Raw genomic sequence first — 17,713 nt, 5'->3', positions numbered from 1 at the left:
TGTCCGTTTCACACCTTGTCCCATCGGGTTCTCCATTTATTGGGAGGAAAGGTGTAAACCATATTCAGGACGGGACAGCGGATACAAAAAGGCCGGACATCTGTCCGGCCTCTTCTTTGAAGCGCAAGAGCGCAATCATGACTTGGCGGGCTGGCGCTCACCGGTCACGGTCGGGTTCTTGGGATCGGAACTCCACTCATACCAACCGCCGTCGTAGACGCTGATCCGTTTCCAGTCCATCAGCCAGGCGTAGAAGAAGGCCTCGGAGGCGCGCCAGCCGGTACCGCAGTAGAATGCGGCCTGCTGAGTTGGCTCGATATTCCACTGCTCCCACATGGCGAGGATCTCGCGGGCCGGCTTCATGGTGCCGTCCGGGTTGTGGAAGTCGCTCATGCTGTTGGCATCCACCCCACCGTGACCCCACTTGGCCCCCGGAATATCGCCCTTCGGCTTGATGTAGCTGTAACCTGAGGTGTTGCCGACAAACTCGTCCCAGGTACGCACGCTGACCAGTGCGCTATCGGGCTGCTTGAGCAGCTCTTTTGCCTGACTTAACGTGGTGTAGTACTCGGGGTGAGCGGGAATGGCCACGCCAAACTCCTTCACCGGCTCATATTTGTTGGGCAAACCCGTTTCGGTACGTAGGTGCTGGATAAACCAGGCATCCAGACCACCGTCCAGCAGGCGCACATCTTCCACCCCCGCATACATCATCAGATGCGCGGCACGGGCAGCCGCCATGGTGTTGCGACCATAGAGGATGACGGTGGTGTCGTGACGGATGCCGTTATCCAGCAGCAGCTTCTTGAGCGCTTCGTCAGAGACCTTGTTCCACAGCGGCTCCTCCTCGAGGCTGTTGGTATCGATATAACCTGCTCCCGGGATGTGGCTGATGAGGTAGGCCTTGGGTGAACCCCAATCCACTTCAAACAGCTTCCAGTCGCCCTTGGGCGCCGCGGCAACTGGCTTGCCCTCTTGCAGATCCGCCAACCAGCGCGGATAGACCAGCTGCTGCCAGCGTGCCAACGAATCGCGCGGTGCGGCTTGCCACCCTTGCAGCTCGAACAGCTGCTTGATCCCCTGCTTGCGCAGCAGACGGGCCACCTCGGCCACTTCGCGGGACGCACCGTAGAGGGCAACCGGACGATCGGCTTTCAGCCCCTTGATCTCGAGCGCCTTTGGCCACTCTTCATCGCTGTATTTCCACTCGGCAGAGAGGTTCTCGGCGCCCGCCACATGACCGCCCTGCTTCTCCCCTTCCATCGGCCACCCCTGATAGAAGTAGCTGGCGCGGGTATCCAGGATGACAGCCTGTTTGGCCTTGGCATCGGCCAGCGAGAGCGGTGGCAACTCCCCTGCCACGGCGGGCAGGGCACACCAGAGCAGTAAGGTCGCCAGCGCGGCCTGCAGGAAGCGAAGATGTCGTTTCATGGTGATTTCTCGATTCATAGTGAACAAGGTTAAAAAATGGAGCGACCCAGCCGCTCGGCCAGCAGCTCCAGCGCCGCCGTGCCCGCCAGCGAGTTGCCGGCTTTGTTGAGCTCGGGCGACCAGACACAGACGCAGAGCTCGCCCGGGATCAGGGCGATGATACCGCCGCCGACCCCCGATTTGCCCGGCATGCCGACCCGATAGGCAAAATCGCCCGCCTCATCATAGAGACCGCAGGTGGCGAGCAGGGCGTTGACCTGTTTGGTGGTGCGGGCGGGCAGCAGCGGTACGCTCTCGCCCAGTGGCACACCACGGTTGGCCAGATAAATGAATGCCCGCGCCAGATCGACGCAGCTCATGCGGATGGCACAGGCATTGAAGTAGCTTTGCAGCACCTTGTCCACTTCGTTTTCGAAGTTGCCATAGGCCTTCATCAGATAGGCGATGGCGGCGTTGCGGGCAGAGTGCTGATATTCGGAGCGGGCGACCACCTGATCCGCCATGATGGCCGGATTGCCGGAAAGACGGCGCACCAGCTCGAGGGTACGCTGACGCGGCGCAGTGAGGCGGGTCTCAAGCAGATCGCTCACCACCAGCGCCCCGGCATTAATAAAGGGGTTGCGGGGGATCCCCTGCTCGAACTCGAGCTGCACCAGCGAGTTGAAGGGCTGGCCGGAGGGCTCCTTGCCAACCCGGGCCCAGATCTCCTCCTCCTTATAGAGGGTGAGTGCCAGGGTCAGGCTCAGGGCCTTGGAGATACTCTGGATGGAGAAGGGTTCAAAAGCGTCACCGGCGGTGAACAGCTCCCCTTCGACGGTACAGACTGCGATACCAAGCCGATCGGCCGGTACCTGAGCCAGTGCCGGAATGTAGTCGGCCACCTTGCCTTGTCCCAGCAACGGGCGCACCTCTTCAAGGATGCTGGCCAGTAATTCGGATGACAACACCATAAGCAATAAGCGATTCCATGACTAAAACAGCGGTGGAGATCCCATCCCCACTGACAAAAATCCCGCCAGCGGCGGGATTTTTCAGTTACCCACAACAAGGCGCCAGATGCGGCAGCCTTGTATCAGGCCGGTTCACCGTACCAGAGGTCGAACAGCTCGGTAACGACCACGGCTTCCATCCCCTTGCCTTCCAGCCAGGATTTGACGGCGGCGCGGTCTTCTTCGGTACACTTGCCCAGTTGCTGGGTGCAGATCATCCCTTCCCAGGCCAGGTGACCGGAGCCGGCAAAAGCCAGTTTACGGGGTTCAACAACCTCATCGATCATCGCATCGACTACCGCATCGATGGTCTCTTCGGCAGTGCCGACCGGGAAGTTGAAACTGATGTCGAAACCCATTTCCTGGAATTCATCGACGCGCAGTTTCTTGCGCAGGCGGCGGCTACGATTGGCCATGATAGCTCCTCAAGTTAGTTGATACGCTAGGTGTGTTGATGTGCCAGCTTAGCTGACACGCTTGAAAATCAGATCCCAAACCCCGTGGCCGAGACGGTGGCCACGTTGTTCAAATTTGGTCAGCGGACGCCAGTCCGGACGAGGCACCCAGTTGCCGGTGGCAGAGGTATTCTCGTAACCCTCGGCGGCGCTCATCACTTCCAGCATGTGCTCGGCATAGTTTTCCCAGTCGGTCGCCATGTGGAACATGCCACCGATGGCCAGCTTCTGGCGAATATCCTGGGCAAACGCAGGCTGTACAATGCGACGCTTGTGGTGACGGCTCTTGTGCCAGGGATCCGGGAAGAAGAGCTGCAGGCAGGAGAGTGAGCCGTTCGGGATCATGTGCTCCAGCACCTCGACCGCATCGTGGCAGATCACCTTCAGATTGGTGACGCCCGCTTCCTGAGCGGTACCCAGACAGGCGCCCACGCCCGGGGAGTGCACTTCAATGCCGATGAAGTTCTTCTCGGGGGCATTCTTGGCCATCTCCACCAGAGAGGCGCCCATGCCAAAGCCGATCTCCAGCACCACAGGTGCTTCACGGCCAAACAGTGCGACCAGATCGAGCTGCTTTGGCTCGAAATCGATGCCCATGACCGGCCAGAGCTCTTCCAGGGCCTTCTCCTGCCCTTTGGTCAGGCGGCCTTCGCGACGGACAAAGCTGCGGATCTTGCGCATGAACTTGCCGTCTTCGTTAAATACATCTTGGGTCACAGGCATAATGGTCTCGTTATTTCATCAATCCGGGTAATACATCTTGTGTCCGATCCCTAGCGGGACCGCTCGCGGCTCGGCATTTCATCGACCCGCGAAAACAGGGGAGCGAATTATCCCAAGATAGGCCCAAGGCGCAAGTGTTTCGCGAAACAAATCCCTCATCTCTCACCATTTCATTGACAACAGTTGACAAATGCCGACCCGTTCACAGAATCGGTCACGCGTCGACTACATGCTGTACTGCGCAAATAAAACCATACACAACAAAGGATTGCAGTATGAAATACAGAGCATTGGCGTTTGCCATCACCACTTTGCTTGCGGGATGCGACACATCAACAAATGACTCACAAACCCCTGCTGCCGCCGAGCAGGCCTATGAGTATCTGGTGCAGTTGAGCTCAACCGCAGAAGGGATTGGCGCGCGCCCCACGGGGACAGAGGCAGAAACTCGTGCCGCGGCATGGATCCAGGACCATCTGACCGGTTGGGGCTACGATGTGCAACGCCAACCCTTCACCTACACCAAAAGTGGCGCCAGTAAAAACTCCCAAAACCTGATCGCTGAGCTCAAGGGCACAAGTGACAAGGTGATCCTGATCGGCGCCCACTACGACAGTACGGGCGACAAGAAAGGTTCTGAAGGAGCCACCGACAACGGCGCTGGCGTCGCAGCCCTGCTGGCAGTGGCTGAGGCGCTTAAAGGACAAACCTTGCCCTACACGGTTCGCTTTGCATTCTTCGGGGCGGAGGAGAACGGTCTCAACGGCTCCAAAGCCTATGCCGCCAGCCTCGACAGCACCGCCGTCGCCAAGCTGCTGGCGATGGTGAACTACGACACCATCGCCGGGGGCGACATCGTCTACGTCCACTCAGCCCACTCGGACGTCGCCGAATACAACTGCACAGATCCGAGCCGCTACAGCTTCGATCCCAAGGTGCGGGATCGCCTGCTTACCCTCTCCAAACAGACTGCGACCCCGTTTGCCATTCATCCCAGCTACAGCGGTTATCCGGAAGGGGAGACTGGCAGCTGGTCAGATCACGCTCCCTTTGCCTGCCTGGGGGTGCCGATCGCCTACGTTGAAGCGACCAACTTCACCATCAACGGCGCTGATGGCTATGACGGCTACTCCCAAAGCACCAATCCAGCGCTGTGGGACTGCTATGACGCCACCACCAAGAGCGCCTGCGATCGTGACAGCGAAACCCAGTGGGGAAAAATCTGGCACACCCAGTACGACCGCCTCGACAAGATGGCGGAACTATTCCCAGGCAGAGTAGAAAGCCAACTTGGCGCCAACACCGACCTGATGATCCGCTTCCTCAAGGAACCGGGTTTGTAAGGTCAGTTGCTTGTCCACAAAACAAGATCGCCCTAACTCATTTCAATTCATGGGAGCCACACGGGCAGGTAAAATTCGGGCAGGTGCCAAACCTGCCTTTTTTGGCGATTTTTGTGACAATCATTGCCTCATTTCTGAAATCTGATACAAACGGATAACCTGGCGGTCGAATGGAGCGACCGCCCACATGCCGAGAGAATTGTCTATGCAGCCGTTTTTTGCCCAGCGCTTCGAGAAGGTCGAGCCTTCCTTTATCCGTGAAATCCTCAAAGTTGCCGCCAATCCGGAGATCATCTCCTTCGCCGGTGGCCTGCCCAATCCCCACCTGTTTCCGGTCAAGGCGATCGATCAGGCCTGTCAGGATGTGCTACGCGAGCAAGGGGCTGCCGCCCTGCAATATGCGGCGACCGAAGGCTTCGCCCCGCTGCGCCAATATATTGCCGACCGCTATCTGACCCGCCACGGCATGCAGGTCAATCCGGACAACATCCTCATCACCAGCGGCTCCCAGCAGGCGCTGGATCTGCTGGGCAAGGTGCTGATCGACGAGGGTCAGGATCTCATCATCGAAGAGCCGGGTTACCTTGGCGCCATTCAGGCTTTCTCTGTCTATCAACCCACCTTCAAGCCGATCACCCTTGAAGAAGAGGGTCTGGATCTGGCGGCGCTGGATGCGCTGCTGGCAAGCGGATCCAATGCCAAGCTGCTCTACGGCGTGCCCAACTTCCAGAACCCGAGCGGTGTCTCCTACAACCGTGCCAACCGCGAGGCACTGGCCGAGCGACTGGTGCGCCACGAGCTGTTGATGGTGGAAGATGATCCCTACGGCGAGCTGCGCTTCGAAGGGGAGCATCTGCCCCCCATTGCCAAGCTGGCGCCAAACAATACCGTGCTGCTCGGCTCGTTTTCCAAAACCGTGGTGCCCGCCTTCCGTCTGGGCTGGATGCTGGTGCCGGAGTGGCTACGCAAGAAGGTGACCATCGCCAAGCAGGCCACCGATCTGCACAGCAACGCCTTCAGCCAGCAGGTGCTGCACCGCTTCCTGACCGACAATTCACTGGATGCCCATCTGGAGAAGATCAAGGAGGTCTATGGTCGCCAGCGTGCTGCCATGGAGGCTGCACTGGCCCGTCACTGCCCGCCCGGCGTCAGCTACACCAGACCGGAAGGGGGCATGTTCCTCTGGCTGACTCTGCCAGCCCACATCAGCGCCATGGCCCTGTTTGATGAGGCGATCAAGGAGAAGGTAGCCTTCGTGCCCGGCGCCCCCTTCTATGTACGCCCCGAAATCAAGAACACCCTGCGCCTGAGCTTCTCCTGCGTCGATGAGGCGACCATCGAGGAGGGGGTCAAGCGGCTGGCCCGCGCCCTCCAGCGGATGCTCTGAACGCCCAAGCCAAACCGTATTAACAAAAAACCAGCGAGCGCTCGCTGGTTTTTTTTATGCTCCCCATTCACCCGTTCAGCCAAACAGGGTCTTGCAAAACTGCTTCATCGGAATGGGGCGGCCGTAGCGATATCCTTGCAGATAGTCAACGTGGCGAGCCCGCAGGTAGTCCGCCTGCGACTGCTTCTCGATCCCCTCCGCGATCAGGATCAATTCAAGTCGCTTCGCCAGATCAATCACGTTTTCAACGATATGGCTGGAGAGTGCATCCGTACCGATCATCTCTACAAAGCTACGGTCAATCTTGATTGCATCGACCTGAAACTGCTGCAGATAGGTCAGACTGGAGTGACCGGTGCCAAAGTCATCGATAGCGATCAACACGCCCAGTTTGCGCAACTCGGCAAACATCCGGGCGGTTGTCTCATCAGCCACCAGCAGCTCCCGCTCCGTCAGCTCCAACCCCAAATCAACGGGATTGTCCTTAAACGCGTCGAGAAAGGCCTTGCAGTCAGCCAACAGGTCGAGATCCTGGAAGTGCTTGGCGCTGATATTGAAGCAAAAATGAAACTTTGCCGGCAGCTTGCGGGCATAAGGGGAGAAGTGGTCACGCACCTCGGCCATCAACAGGCTGGTCATGGGCACGATCAGGCCGCTATCTTCCGCCAGCGGGATAAAGCGATCCGGCGAGATCATCCCCTGCTTGGGATGCTGCCAGCGCATCAGCACCTCACAGCCACGCCACTGCTCATCCTCACCGGAGACCACCGGCTGCAGGTAGGGGATAAACTCCTCCTCGATCAACGCCCGCTTGAGCTCCTCCGCTGGTGAGCTGCTACGCCCCATCAGCCTGAAGGTGCCGAATCCAATCAGCAGCGCCAGCAGTGGAGAGAGGATCAAGGTATCTCTGGAGTAGCGCCATGCGTGGCTCAAGTAATCATGCACCGTGATCCGGGTGACGACCTGATAGGGGAAATCGGCCGAAGCGAGGGCAATATAACCCTCTTCTGCCGGAGAGGGCGCCGCCCCGAACTGACCTGAGCCAAACAGTGCCCTCTGCCCCACCACCAGAGCCATCGGGGAGTTCTTGCTGGAGATCTCCAGGGTATTGCGCAGGTAGTAGCCATCCACACCGATCAGCACACTCCCCTTGTCCGTTTCGTGGCGCAGCACGATCAGGGGGCGATCCGGTGTGACCTCATTGCCTGGCAGCAGTTGCAGCCTGCCATCCACATAACTGTCAGGGTTGAAGGGGCCATCGTAGTCACCATAGAGCGAGGTGCAATAGATACGATTTCCTATAGCCAGATTGGCAGAGCGGACATCAGGCACAGTGGCCACCTGTTCGCGCAGCAGTTGTGCCGCCTCCTTGCAGGAGTGACCAAGCATCCCCTCCACATTGATGGCCGCTTGCCGGGCATGGCCGATGGAGCGATCAAACATCATCCGGGCATGCTGCAAGCGTGAATCGGAATCATGCTCTATCTCGGTCACTGTCTGCCAGATAACGGCAACAACCCCCAGCAGCAGGATCCCGCCCCCCATCAGTAGTGCCACCAGAATCCTCGAGTAAAGCTGGCGAAGTTTCAAACGACGAAATGGCATGGCGGCCTCTTTGATGCTCGGATGGTGGGTGACAGCCCCGGTGGACAGGCGAAAGGGTCGCCATAATAGCGATTGAACAACAAATGTCCACCCGACAAAAATCAATCAATTCAAACTATTGTTCAACAATATGTCGCAAGAAGAGGATAGAGTTAACATCAGTCGAATGAACAAAACGTGTCAAACTCGTCCACTTGTTGAAGGAGGACGACGCCATTAGAGTAGAGCAAACGGCAGCAGGAGCGTGCAACGATGAAGATTCTGATTACCGGAGGAACCGGCTTTATCGGCCGCAAGCTGGTTGCCCATCTCAAGGTCAATCACGAGGTCGTGGTATTGAGCAGGCAGGGGAGCCGCGCCTACTCCCTGCTCGGTCACGATATCAAGGTATTGGATAACCTTGACCGGCTCGATGACCTCAATGACGTGGACGCAGTGATCAATCTGGCGGGTGAACCCATCGCCGCCGGACGCTGGAGCGAATCGCGTAAACAGCTGCTCTGCGACAGCCGCTGGCTGCTGACCGAGCAGCTGGTTGATCTCATCAAGCTCTCCACAACGCCGCCCAAGGTGCTGATCAACGCCTCCGCCATCGGCTGGTATGGCAGACAGGGCACCGAAACCCTCGACGAGCAGTGCCGCTCTCCCAACGACGAGTTCACCCACCAACTCTGCCAACAGTGGGAGACCCTGGCACTGGAAGCACAAAGCAAGCAGACCCGGGTATGTATCGTGCGGATCGGGCTGGTGCTCGGCATGGATGGGGGAGCGCTACCCAAAATGCTCCCCCCATACCGACTCGGACTCGGCGGCCCCATGGGGTCGGGCAGCCAGATGATGAGCTGGATCCATGTGCAGGATCTGGTGCGCGCCATCCTGTTCATACTGGAGCACGAAGAGTGCAGCGGCATCTTCAACGGCACTGCACCCCATCCGGTCAGCAACCGGGAGTTCAGCCAGACCCTTGCCACCACGCTGCACCGTCCACACCTCTTCTTCGTCCCGGCGCCGCTGTTGCAACTGGTGATGGGGGAGGCGGCAGATCTGCTGCTGACCGGACAAAAGGTGATACCAACAAGGCTGCAACAGGCCGGTTTTCACTTCAGCTATCCCGAGCTGCCGAGCGCCCTCACCAATCTTCTGCGTGAGCCCCGCTAACTCACACCCGCTCGCGGCGTCCGCTCGTCGGCACCTCCCATAACAAGCAGCCCGGCCAATGGCCGGGCTGCTTGTTTATGGTGGCTGCGCTATTGCACTCAGTGGCATCGGCTCGCGCTAGCAGGATTACAACAGTCCCTGACCCAGCCCCCGCAGCCGATCGCTCAGGGTGCCAGCCAGCAGCTGACGCTGCATCCCCTGCCCCGCCAGCGTCACCAGCATGGCCCCCAGCGTCGGCAGGCCGAGCCAGATGGCCCAGTGGAACTGCCACTGCCCCTCGAACCACCACCACTGCAGGCCAAAGGAGCAGAGCTCCACCACCATGGCGGCACAGAGCCCCGCCAGCGCACCACTGGCCACCAACTCCCAGCGCAGCATCTTCCTGAGCAGATCGCTGCTGGCGCCCAGAGTGCGCATCAGCAACAGCTCGCGCCGACGCTGGGCCATGCTGGCCTGAGTCTGGGTCAGCAGCACCAGCAGCGCGGCCACCGTCACCAGCCCCAGCATCAGCGCCAGCGCCCTACTCACCTGCTCTGATACCTGAGTAAGCCGCGCAATCAGGTCATCCACATCGATAAGGCTCACCGTGGGGTGACGGCGGATCAACTCCACCTCGGCAGTGCGCCCCGCCTCGGGCAATCGGTAACTACCAAGCCAGGTACGGGAGAAGGGTGCCAGCAGATCCTCGGAGAAGATCATGTAGAAGTTGGGCCGCATATTGTCCCACTTGATGCTGCGCAGACTGGTGACCCTGGCGCCAAAGCTGCGCCCCTCGATGGTAAAGGCGAGCATGTCCCCCAGCTTGATATCGAGTCGCTTGGCCAACTCGCTATCCACCGACACCTCGCCGGGCCCAGCGAGCCATTTCCCGGCCACCAGCTTGTTGTCGATTGGCAGGGTTGCCGTGGTAGTGAAGTTGAGCTCCCGATCGACGCCCTCGCGGCCACTGCTGGCCCCCTCGCCCACCGCCTCACCGGCGATATGGGTCAGCCTGCCACGCACCATGGGATAGAAATCGGAAGTGGTGGCCCCGGCTGCCGCCAGCTCGCTCAGGATCCCCTCCCGCTCGTTCTCGGCCACATTGACCAGAAAACGGTTGGGCGCATCGACGGGAAGACGTGCCGAAAACTCATCCAGCAGATCGACCCGGGCCGCCCAGAGCAAGCCAAACAGCATCAGCGCCAACGCAAAGCCCGCCAGCTGAAACAGGCCGCTGCTGCGCTCGCGCGACAGGTGGGCCAGCGCCAGCCGCAAGGCATGAGGCCCGCTCACTCTCGCTCCCAGCCGCAACATCAGCGCCGCCAGCAGGGCCAGCAGCCCCATCAGCAAGCCCATGCCACCCACCAGACCCAGCGCCAGACGCACATCGGCGGTAAAGCCCCAGACCAGCGCAAACAGCCCGAACAGGCCGACCGGCAGGGCCAGCCAGGGGGGAATCCCCGCCTCCAGCTCCCGGCGCAATACCCGCAGCGGCGGCACTTTCAGCAGCCGCAAGAAGGGCACAAAAGCGAGCAACAGGGTGATAAAGAGCGCTACCGCCACCCCCAGGGCAAAGGGGCGCCAGGAGGGGGGCGGCAGATCCGGAGGCAGCAGGTCCCCCAGCAGTTGCAAGGTGATCCACTGCATGGCTGTGCCCGCCACCAGACCCAGCAACGCGCCGATCAGCGTCAACGACAGCAGCAAGGTTCCCATCAGTTGCCAGAGCGAGCGACGAGATGCCCCCAGGGTTTTGAGCAGCGCCACCATATTGGTCTGGCGCTCGGCAAAGTGGCGCACCGCAATACCCATCGCCAACGCCCCCAGCAACACCCCGCTTAGCGAGGCGAGCCGGAAGAAACGCTCGGCATTGGCCAGCGAGCGACCCACTTGGGATTCGCTGTCATCCGGTTTGATCCACTTCTGTCCGGCCTGCAATTGCGGCAACAACCATTGCTCGTAACGGGCTAGCGACTCTCGCGGCCCCTTGAACAGATAGAGCCACTGCTGGCGGCTGCCGGGGAGCAGGACACCGGTCGCCTCGATATCGGCACTGTGGATCAGCGCACGCGGCGCCAGCAGGAATGGGCTGAAGCCCTGATCCGGCTCCTCACCAAGCAGGCCCGCCACCTTGAGCACCGTATTGCCCACCTCCAGCTCATCCCCCGTTTTGGCCTTGAGCAGCTGCATCACCCGGGCGGAGAGCCAGATCTCGCCGGGAGCCGGGGCACGGGCAGGTTCCAGAGTGAGCTTGCCGTAGAAGGGAAAACCATTGGGCACCGCCCGAATGGAGGCGAGCTGCAGCGCGTCGCCGTGAAACAGCATGCTGTTGAAGCTGACGGTGGTCTGCACCGCCAAGCCATCCTGTTTCGCTCGTTCCAGCCAACCATTCGGCAGGGCGGCGGCGGTGCGCAGCACCCGATCCGCCCCGATAAAGTCGCGGCCCGACGCCTTGAGTCCGGCATCGAGCCGATCAGCTACCAGCGCCACACTCAAGACGCACGCCACGCTCAGGGCCAGCGCCAGCACAAACCAGCGCAGCTCGCCGCTAAAACCTTCCCGGCGAAGCAGTCGCCATCCCAATCGCCACTGCATCATCCCTTGCATCTCCCACCTGACCCGCAGCTCACCCTGTTACACCACATCATGGGTCACCTCGCGATCCAGCCGACCCGCCGTCATGACCACTTGTCGCTGACAGCGTTCGGCCAGCTGATGGTCATGGGTCACTACCACTAGCGTGGTGCCGTGCTTGCGATTGAGTTCAAACAGCAGCTCGATCACCTTCTCGCCGGTCTTGCTGTCGAGGTTGCCGGTCGGCTCGTCCGCCAGCAGCAGACTGGGACGGGTCATAAAGGCACGAGCGATGGCCACCCGCTGCTGCTCACCGCCGGAGAGCCGTGGCGGCAGATGGTGCAACCGCTCGCCAAGTCCGACCGCAGCTAGCAGCTCGCGGGCTCTTGGTTCGCAATCCCGTTCACCGCGCAGCTCGGCGGGCAGCATCACATTCTCCAGCGCCGTCATGGTCGGGAGCAGCAGGAACGACTGGAACACAAAACCGATCTGCTCGGCGCGCAACCGAGCCCGCCCCTCCTCATCCAGCTCGCCCAGGGATTTGCCGAGGATCTCGATATCCCCCTGACTCGGCAGATCGAGCCCGGCCAGCAGCCCCAGCAGGGTGGACTTGCCGGAGCCGGAGGCGCCGACCAGCGCCACCGTCTCGCCGCTATTGACTTGCAGATCGATCCCTTCAAGGATGGTGAGGCTTTCCTGGCCGAGGCGAACCGATTTGCCGAGGCCCTTGACGACAATAATGGGGGTTGAACTCATGCTCTGTATCCTTTGTTCCAATCCCTTGATGACAATCCATAGCGGGAGTTGAATTGATGGTGCGTATTCTGTTTGCCTTTTTGGTTGGCCTCGGCAGCCTGCTCTCGTCGGCTCAGGCCCAGACCCTGCTGGTGCTGGGAGACAGCCTGAGCGCCGGCTATCAGATGCAGGTTGAGCAGAGCTGGCCTGCCCTGCTCAACCAGAAATGGCAGGAAGAGGGGGGCAAACACACCCTGCTCAATGCCAGCATCAGCGGTGAAACGACACAAGGGGCGCTGGCCCGTCTGCCCGCTCTGCTGAAGGAGCACAAGCCAGACTGGCTTCTGATCGAACTGGGGGGCAACGATGGCCTGCGTGGCTTCGCGCCGACCATTACCCGCCAGAATCTGGCCAGCATGATCGCGCTCGCCAAGGAGCAGCAGACCCGTGTGGTGTTGACCCAAATCCAGCTGCCCCGCAACTACGGTGCCCGCTATCTGCGCCAGTTCGAACAGATCTTTCCCGAGTTGGCCCAGGCTAACGATCTGCCCCTGCTGCCCTTCTTCATGGATGATATTGCGCTGCGCCCTGAACTTATGATGAACGATGGTATTCATCCCACCCCTGCGGCCCAGCCCAAGATCCGCGACAAGGTAGCCGGTTTTATTGAGCCCCTTATGGAGCCATAAAAAACATCTCCCCCTGTTTAACTCAGCAGCAGGCTGTTCATCAGGGCCCGCAGTTTGAGTGGTTTGACCGGTTTGCTGATGTAGCCATACCCCCGCTCGCGGATCTGCGCCTGCAGCTCGCTCTTGCGATCAGCGCTGATGATGATCCCTCCCAGTTCATCGCCACACACTCGTTGCAGCGCAGCGAGCGCCTCCAACCCGGTCTTGCCATCGTCGAGGTGGTAGTCAGAGAGCACCAGTCTCGGTACAAACCCCTCCGCCACCAGCGCCTCGGCTTCGGCCAGATCGACGGCGCAGCGCACCTCGCAGCCCCAACGGCCGAGCAGAGTGCTCATGGCGGTCAGAATGTCCCGCTCGTTGTCGATACAGAGCACGGCTACCCCCTCCAGCTGGCTGTCGCGCGCCACCGGCGCAGCCAGCTGATGGGCCGTGACCGGCCGGGTCGCCAGATTGAGGGTCACCGCAAAGACCGATCCCTTGCCCGGCCAGCTCTGCAATGTGAGCTGATGACCGAGCACCTGCGAGATGCCGCGGGCGATGGCAAGCCCCAGACCCAGCCCCTGCTCCTTGGCGGTGCGGGAGTGATCGAGGCGGGAGAACTCGTCGAAGATCGCCTCCTGTTTGTCTTGCGGGATGCCGGGGCCGTTGTCCCATACCTCGATGCGGATCTTCTCCCCCATCCGGCGACAACCGAGCAGCACCCGGCCACCCGGGTTGTAGCGAAACGCATTGGTGAGGAAGTTCTGCAGCACCCGACGCAGCAGCCGCACATCGCTGTGTACCGCATGCTTGCTCTCCACCACCGAGAAGTGGATCCCCCCCGCCTGCGCCAACACGCCAAACTCAGCCTTGAGGTTGTCGAGCAGATCGCGCAGGGCAAAGTCGAGCTTCTTGGCCTTGAACTTGCCCGCTTCGAGCCGCGAGATATCGAGCAGATCGGTGATGAGATCCTCGGTCGCCCCCAGCGCATCGTCGATATGGCGGGCGATGCGGGCCTGCTCGCCAGCATCGGGCAACATCTCCAGCAGGGAGGAGGTAAACAGCTTGGCCGCATTGAGGGGCTGGGTCAGATCGTGGCTGACCGCCGCCAGAAAACGGCTCTTGGATTGATTGGCCCGCTCCACCTGCTGGTTCACCAGCAATAGTTGGCGGTTGAGTTCGGAGAGCTCACAGGTACGCTCGGCCACCCGCGCCTCCAGATGTTCGTTCGCTTCGCGCAGCACCCGCTCCGCATCACGAAACGGGGTGATGTCGGTAAAGGTCATGACGAAACCACCGGCGGGCATGGGGTTGCCCTGCATCTCGATCACCCGCCCGTCCGGGCGTTCCCGCGCCGAAATATGGGCGCTGCCCCGCTTCATAAAGGCGACCCGCCGCGCCACGTGATCCTCGATATCGCCGGGGCCACAGAGCCCCTGCTGGGCGTTGTAGCGGATGATCTCCTCAATGGGGCGCCCTGCCTGAATAAGCCCCGGCGGATAGTGGAACAGCTCGATGTAGCGGCGGTTCCAGGCGACCAGCCGAAGCTCCCTGTCCACCACCGAGATCCCCTGCCCGATATGCTCAATCGCCCCCTGCAGCAGGCCGCGGTTGAAGCGAAACACGTCGGATGCCTCATCGACGATGGTGGCGATCTCCTCGAGCTGCATGTTGCGCCCCTGCAGGGCAGAGGCAAGCACCAGCCGTGCCGACGAGGTACCAAACACCCCCGCCAGCAGCCGCTCGGTGTGTGCAATCAGCTCGGCCGAAGCCTGCATCTGGGGCGCAAGGGTGCCGCCCCGCTCTCCGGCGAAGCGACCAAAGGCACGCTTGACCCGGCTTGAGCCGACAAAACGAGCCGCCAGCATCTCCAGCTCCTTGACCGAGACCCGCGCCTGATAGAGGGCAGCGGTATCGCGGCTCGGCTTGCCGACAAAGTTGGCCGCCTGCAGCCGCTCGCTCACCGCAGGGCGCGACAGCAGGGAACCGGCCACATAGCCGAGCAGGTTGAAGAGCAGGCTCAGGAAGATGCACCAGGCTCCGAGACTCAGCTCGCGAAACGCGGGCCAGTCCGGCGGCGCCAGCAATTCGGCCAGTGGTGAACCGGCCAGCAGCCCGCTCTCCACCAGCAGGGTCACGAACCAGAGGCTCACCCCGAGGCTCAACCCAAGATAAACCCCCTTGCGATTGCCATGACGCCAGTAGAGGCCAAGCAGCAGGGCTGGTGCAAACTGGGCCACTGCGCCAAAGGAGAGATAGCCGATGCGGGAAAGGCTGGTGAGATCGCCGAGCCAGAGGTAGAGCCCCCAGGCCGCCAGCAAGATCAGCAGGATGGCGCCACGGCGCACCTGCAACAGCAGCCGCACCAGCCGCTCGTCGCGCCCCTGCCGCCAGAAGCGGCGCAGCAGCACCGGCAGCACCAGATCGTTGCTCACCATGATGGCCAGCGCGATGGTGCAGACGATCACCATGCCGGTGGCCGCCGAGGTGCCGCCGAGAAACGCCAGCATCGCCATGCCATCGAAACCGAGGGCCATCGGCAGACTGATCACATAGGTGTCGGAGGCCATGTCGGCCCCCACCCACTGTTTGCCCGCCAGTGCCAGCGGCCAGATAAAGAGCCCCATCACGAACAGGTAGAGCGGGAAGATCCAGCGCGCCCAGTGCAGATCCTGCCCCTGATTGTTCTCCACCACAGTCACATGAAACTGGCGCGGCAGGCAGATAACAGCGCACATCGCCAGCACCGTGTAGATGGCAAGCTCCAGCAGGTTGCCGGGGCTCACCGCCACCACCTGCGCAAAGAAGTCACGGGTCACCTGCTCGTGAGCCTCGCCCGGTTTGCTCAGGATCAGCCAGAGGGCAAAGCCCCCCACCGCGATAAAGGCCAGCAACTTGACCACCGACTCGAAAGCAATGGCCACCACCATCCCCCTGTGGTGCTCGGTGGCATCGAGATGGCGGGTGCCGAACAGGATGCTGAACAGCGCCAGCAGCAGAGTGACCCCGAGCGCCAACTCGCTGGTATTGCTGGTCGGGCTGATGCCGCCACTGTTGACCATCAGCAGATCCAGCCCGGTGACGATGGCTTTGAGCTGCAATACCAGATAGGGGAGGATCCCCATGATGGCGATGAGGGCGATCACCATGGCGAGCCGCTGGGATTTGCCGTAACGGGCGGCGATAAAGTCAGCGATGGAGGTGATGTGCTCGCGCTTGGCCACCAGAATAAGGCGGGCCAGCAGCCGCCAGCCAAACAGAAAGACCAGCATGGGGCCAAGGTAGATGGGCACCGGCGACCAGGGCGATTCACTCGCCTGCCCCACGGTGCCGAAGAAGGTCCAGGAGGTGCAGTAGACTGCCAGCGACAGGCTGTATAGCAGCGGTTGCCCCTTGAGACGGTGCCGTTTGTGCTTGTCTGCCACGAAGGCGATCAGAAACAGCAGCCCCAGATAGGTGAGCGACAATCCGATCAGCAGCCATCCCTGGTGCATCGATAACTCCTTGTCCATGTTGAGTTTTTGTATACAACCTCGCCAGTCTAGAGAGGCAGCAGCCAAAAGTCATCCCCTTCGAACGGATTGAAATTATCGTTTTTCAATAAGTTTAGCCTTGACTCTATATCGCAAAACGATAAACACTAGCATCTGTTTATTGATAAACAATAATTTCATGCGCGCACGCTCCATCTTTTTTCTCTTTCAAGCAAGAGGTGAAACGATGAAACACCATACGCTCGGACACATCAGCGACCTGATCGAATGGTGCCTGCTGCTGACCCTGCTGACAGCACCGTTCATGGCCCTAATCTTTCTGTCACATTCCATCTGGAGATAAACGATGAAACACAACAAGCTCGAACGAATGAGCGGCCTGATCGAGTGGGTTCTGCTATTTGCACTGGTGGCCACCCCACTTATGACCGTCATGGGAGCCTGGTCACACCTGTTGGGTGGCAACGACTATCTGCATCAGGAGCTGGTCGATGCCCTGGCAGTGAATGACGGTTCCACACTCAGTAATGTCCCACTGAACATGCCCTCACCAGTAGTGACCACTACGGCCCCCTCGATTGCCGACTACCCCCTCAATGTGGGTACCCGCCTGCTGGCGACCTTGGTCATGCTGCTGCCTGATGTAGTTTTCATGCTCATCCTGTGGCAACTGCTCCAGCTGTTTCGTGGCTATCGATGCGCCATGCTGTTCACCTTCGACCAGATCCGTCGTTACAAAATGATCGGACTGCTGCTGTGTGCCAGTTTCATCGCCGAGATCATCACCACGCCACTGCTGGATATAGCGCTCACTCTGCAAGGCCCTGAACTGCACGGCACCATCAATATCAGCTCCTCAAACTTTCAGTTGCTGCTGGCCGGATTGATCGTCTCGGCGCTGGCACTGGTCATGCGCGAGGCCAAACTGCTGGCCGATGAACAGCAACTGACGGTGTGAGGAACATATGCCCATTATCATCCGCCTCGATGCCCTGCTGGCCGAGCGCAAAATGACCGCCCGCGAGCTGGCCCAGCGCATCGACATCACCGAGGCCAATCTCTCGATCCTCAAGAATGGCCACGCCAAGGCGGTGCGCTTCTCCACTCTGGAGGCCATCTGCCGTGAACTCAATTGCCAGCCCGGCGATCTGCTGGGCTACGAGCAGGAGCACTAA

14 protein-coding genes are annotated in these 17,713 nt (G+C 60.5%); 6 read left to right on the top strand and 8 right to left on the bottom strand.

What is annotated here, in order from left to right; translation table 11 throughout:
* Positions 1 to 135: 135 nt before the first annotated feature.
* The 4 genes from G5253_RS13980 to trmB all read right to left on the bottom strand — a co-directional run bounded on the left by G5253_RS13980 (position 136) and on the right by trmB (position 3,598).
* Positions 136 to 1,431, bottom strand: coding sequence for a sulfurtransferase (locus tag G5253_RS13980; protein ID WP_421203572.1), 1,296 nt, complete (start codon positions 1,429 to 1,431; stop codon positions 136 to 138).
* A 29-nt stretch (positions 1,432 to 1,460) separates the two neighbouring features.
* A complete protein-coding gene (gene glsB, locus G5253_RS13975) occupies positions 1,461 to 2,381 on the bottom strand; it encodes a glutaminase B (protein ID WP_421203570.1) in 921 nt (306 codons plus the stop codon).
* A gap of 122 nt (positions 2,382 to 2,503) precedes the next feature.
* Positions 2,504 to 2,836 carry a YggL family protein gene (locus G5253_RS13970; RefSeq protein WP_005348158.1) on the bottom strand — a complete coding sequence of 111 codons (333 nt, stop codon included), beginning with the start codon at positions 2,834 to 2,836 and terminating at the stop codon, positions 2,504 to 2,506.
* A gap of 48 nt (positions 2,837 to 2,884) precedes the next feature.
* On the bottom strand, positions 2,885 to 3,598 hold the full coding sequence (gene trmB, locus G5253_RS13965; RefSeq protein ID WP_144714313.1) for a tRNA (guanosine(46)-N7)-methyltransferase TrmB: 714 nt from the start codon (positions 3,596 to 3,598) through the stop codon (positions 2,885 to 2,887).
* 275 nt (positions 3,599 to 3,873) lie between these two features.
* On the opposite strand from trmB, the gene G5253_RS13960 reads away from it, so the two are divergent.
* Both G5253_RS13960 and G5253_RS13955 read left to right on the top strand, forming a co-directional pair.
* Positions 3,874 to 4,941, top strand: a complete 1,068-nt coding sequence (locus G5253_RS13960; RefSeq protein ID WP_144714311.1) for a M28 family metallopeptidase — start codon at positions 3,874 to 3,876, stop codon at positions 4,939 to 4,941.
* A 205-nt stretch (positions 4,942 to 5,146) separates the two neighbouring features.
* Positions 5,147 to 6,328: a PLP-dependent aminotransferase family protein gene (locus G5253_RS13955; protein WP_144714308.1), complete on the top strand. Its 1,182-nt coding sequence runs from the start codon at positions 5,147 to 5,149 to the stop codon at positions 6,326 to 6,328.
* 75 nt (positions 6,329 to 6,403) lie between these two features.
* Here the strand turns inward: G5253_RS13955 and G5253_RS13950 are convergent, their stop codons facing one another.
* Positions 6,404 to 7,933: an EAL domain-containing protein gene (locus G5253_RS13950; protein WP_421203569.1), complete on the bottom strand. Its 1,530-nt coding sequence runs from the start codon at positions 7,931 to 7,933 to the stop codon at positions 6,404 to 6,406.
* 252 nt (positions 7,934 to 8,185) lie between these two features.
* Between G5253_RS13950 and G5253_RS13945 the strand changes: the two genes are divergently transcribed.
* Positions 8,186 to 9,091, top strand: a complete 906-nt coding sequence (locus tag G5253_RS13945; protein WP_421203568.1) for a TIGR01777 family oxidoreductase — start codon at positions 8,186 to 8,188, stop codon at positions 9,089 to 9,091.
* Positions 9,092 to 9,217: 126 nt separating this feature from the next.
* Here G5253_RS13945 and G5253_RS13940 read toward each other — a convergent pair whose 3' ends face one another.
* A complete protein-coding gene (locus G5253_RS13940; RefSeq protein ID WP_421203576.1) occupies positions 9,218 to 11,665 on the bottom strand; it encodes an ABC transporter permease in 2,448 nt (815 codons plus the stop codon).
* 36 nt (positions 11,666 to 11,701) lie between these two features.
* The gene (locus tag G5253_RS13935; RefSeq protein ID WP_201958862.1) at positions 11,702 to 12,397 is read right to left on the bottom strand and encodes an ABC transporter ATP-binding protein; all 696 of its coding nucleotides are present in this window, start codon (positions 12,395 to 12,397) and stop codon (positions 11,702 to 11,704) included.
* 56 nt (positions 12,398 to 12,453) lie between these two features.
* On the opposite strand from G5253_RS13935, the gene G5253_RS13930 reads away from it, so the two are divergent.
* Complete coding sequence (locus G5253_RS13930; RefSeq protein ID WP_421203574.1) at positions 12,454 to 13,065, top strand: arylesterase; 612 nt, start codon at positions 12,454 to 12,456, stop codon at positions 13,063 to 13,065.
* 17 nt (positions 13,066 to 13,082) lie between these two features.
* Here the strand turns inward: G5253_RS13930 and G5253_RS13925 are convergent, their stop codons facing one another.
* Complete coding sequence (locus tag G5253_RS13925) at positions 13,083 to 16,538, bottom strand: NahK/ErcS family hybrid sensor histidine kinase/response regulator (RefSeq protein ID WP_421203567.1); 3,456 nt, start codon at positions 16,536 to 16,538, stop codon at positions 13,083 to 13,085.
* A 346-nt stretch (positions 16,539 to 16,884) separates the two neighbouring features.
* Between G5253_RS13925 and G5253_RS13920 the strand changes: the two genes are divergently transcribed.
* Both G5253_RS13920 and G5253_RS13915 read left to right on the top strand, forming a co-directional pair.
* A complete protein-coding gene (locus G5253_RS13920) occupies positions 16,885 to 17,496 on the top strand; it encodes a DUF2975 domain-containing protein (RefSeq protein ID WP_201949613.1) in 612 nt (203 codons plus the stop codon).
* Between the two features lie 7 nt (positions 17,497 to 17,503).
* Positions 17,504 to 17,713, top strand: coding sequence for a helix-turn-helix domain-containing protein (locus tag G5253_RS13915; RefSeq protein WP_201949611.1), 210 nt, complete (start codon positions 17,504 to 17,506; stop codon positions 17,711 to 17,713).

Source organism: Aeromonas sp. 602658 (genome assembly GCF_049173005.1).
Lineage (GTDB): Bacteria > Pseudomonadota > Gammaproteobacteria > Enterobacterales > Aeromonadaceae > Aeromonas > Aeromonas veronii_A.
The sequence above is the reverse complement of the archived record's forward strand: the minus strand, read 5'-3'. Positions and strand labels throughout refer to the sequence as shown.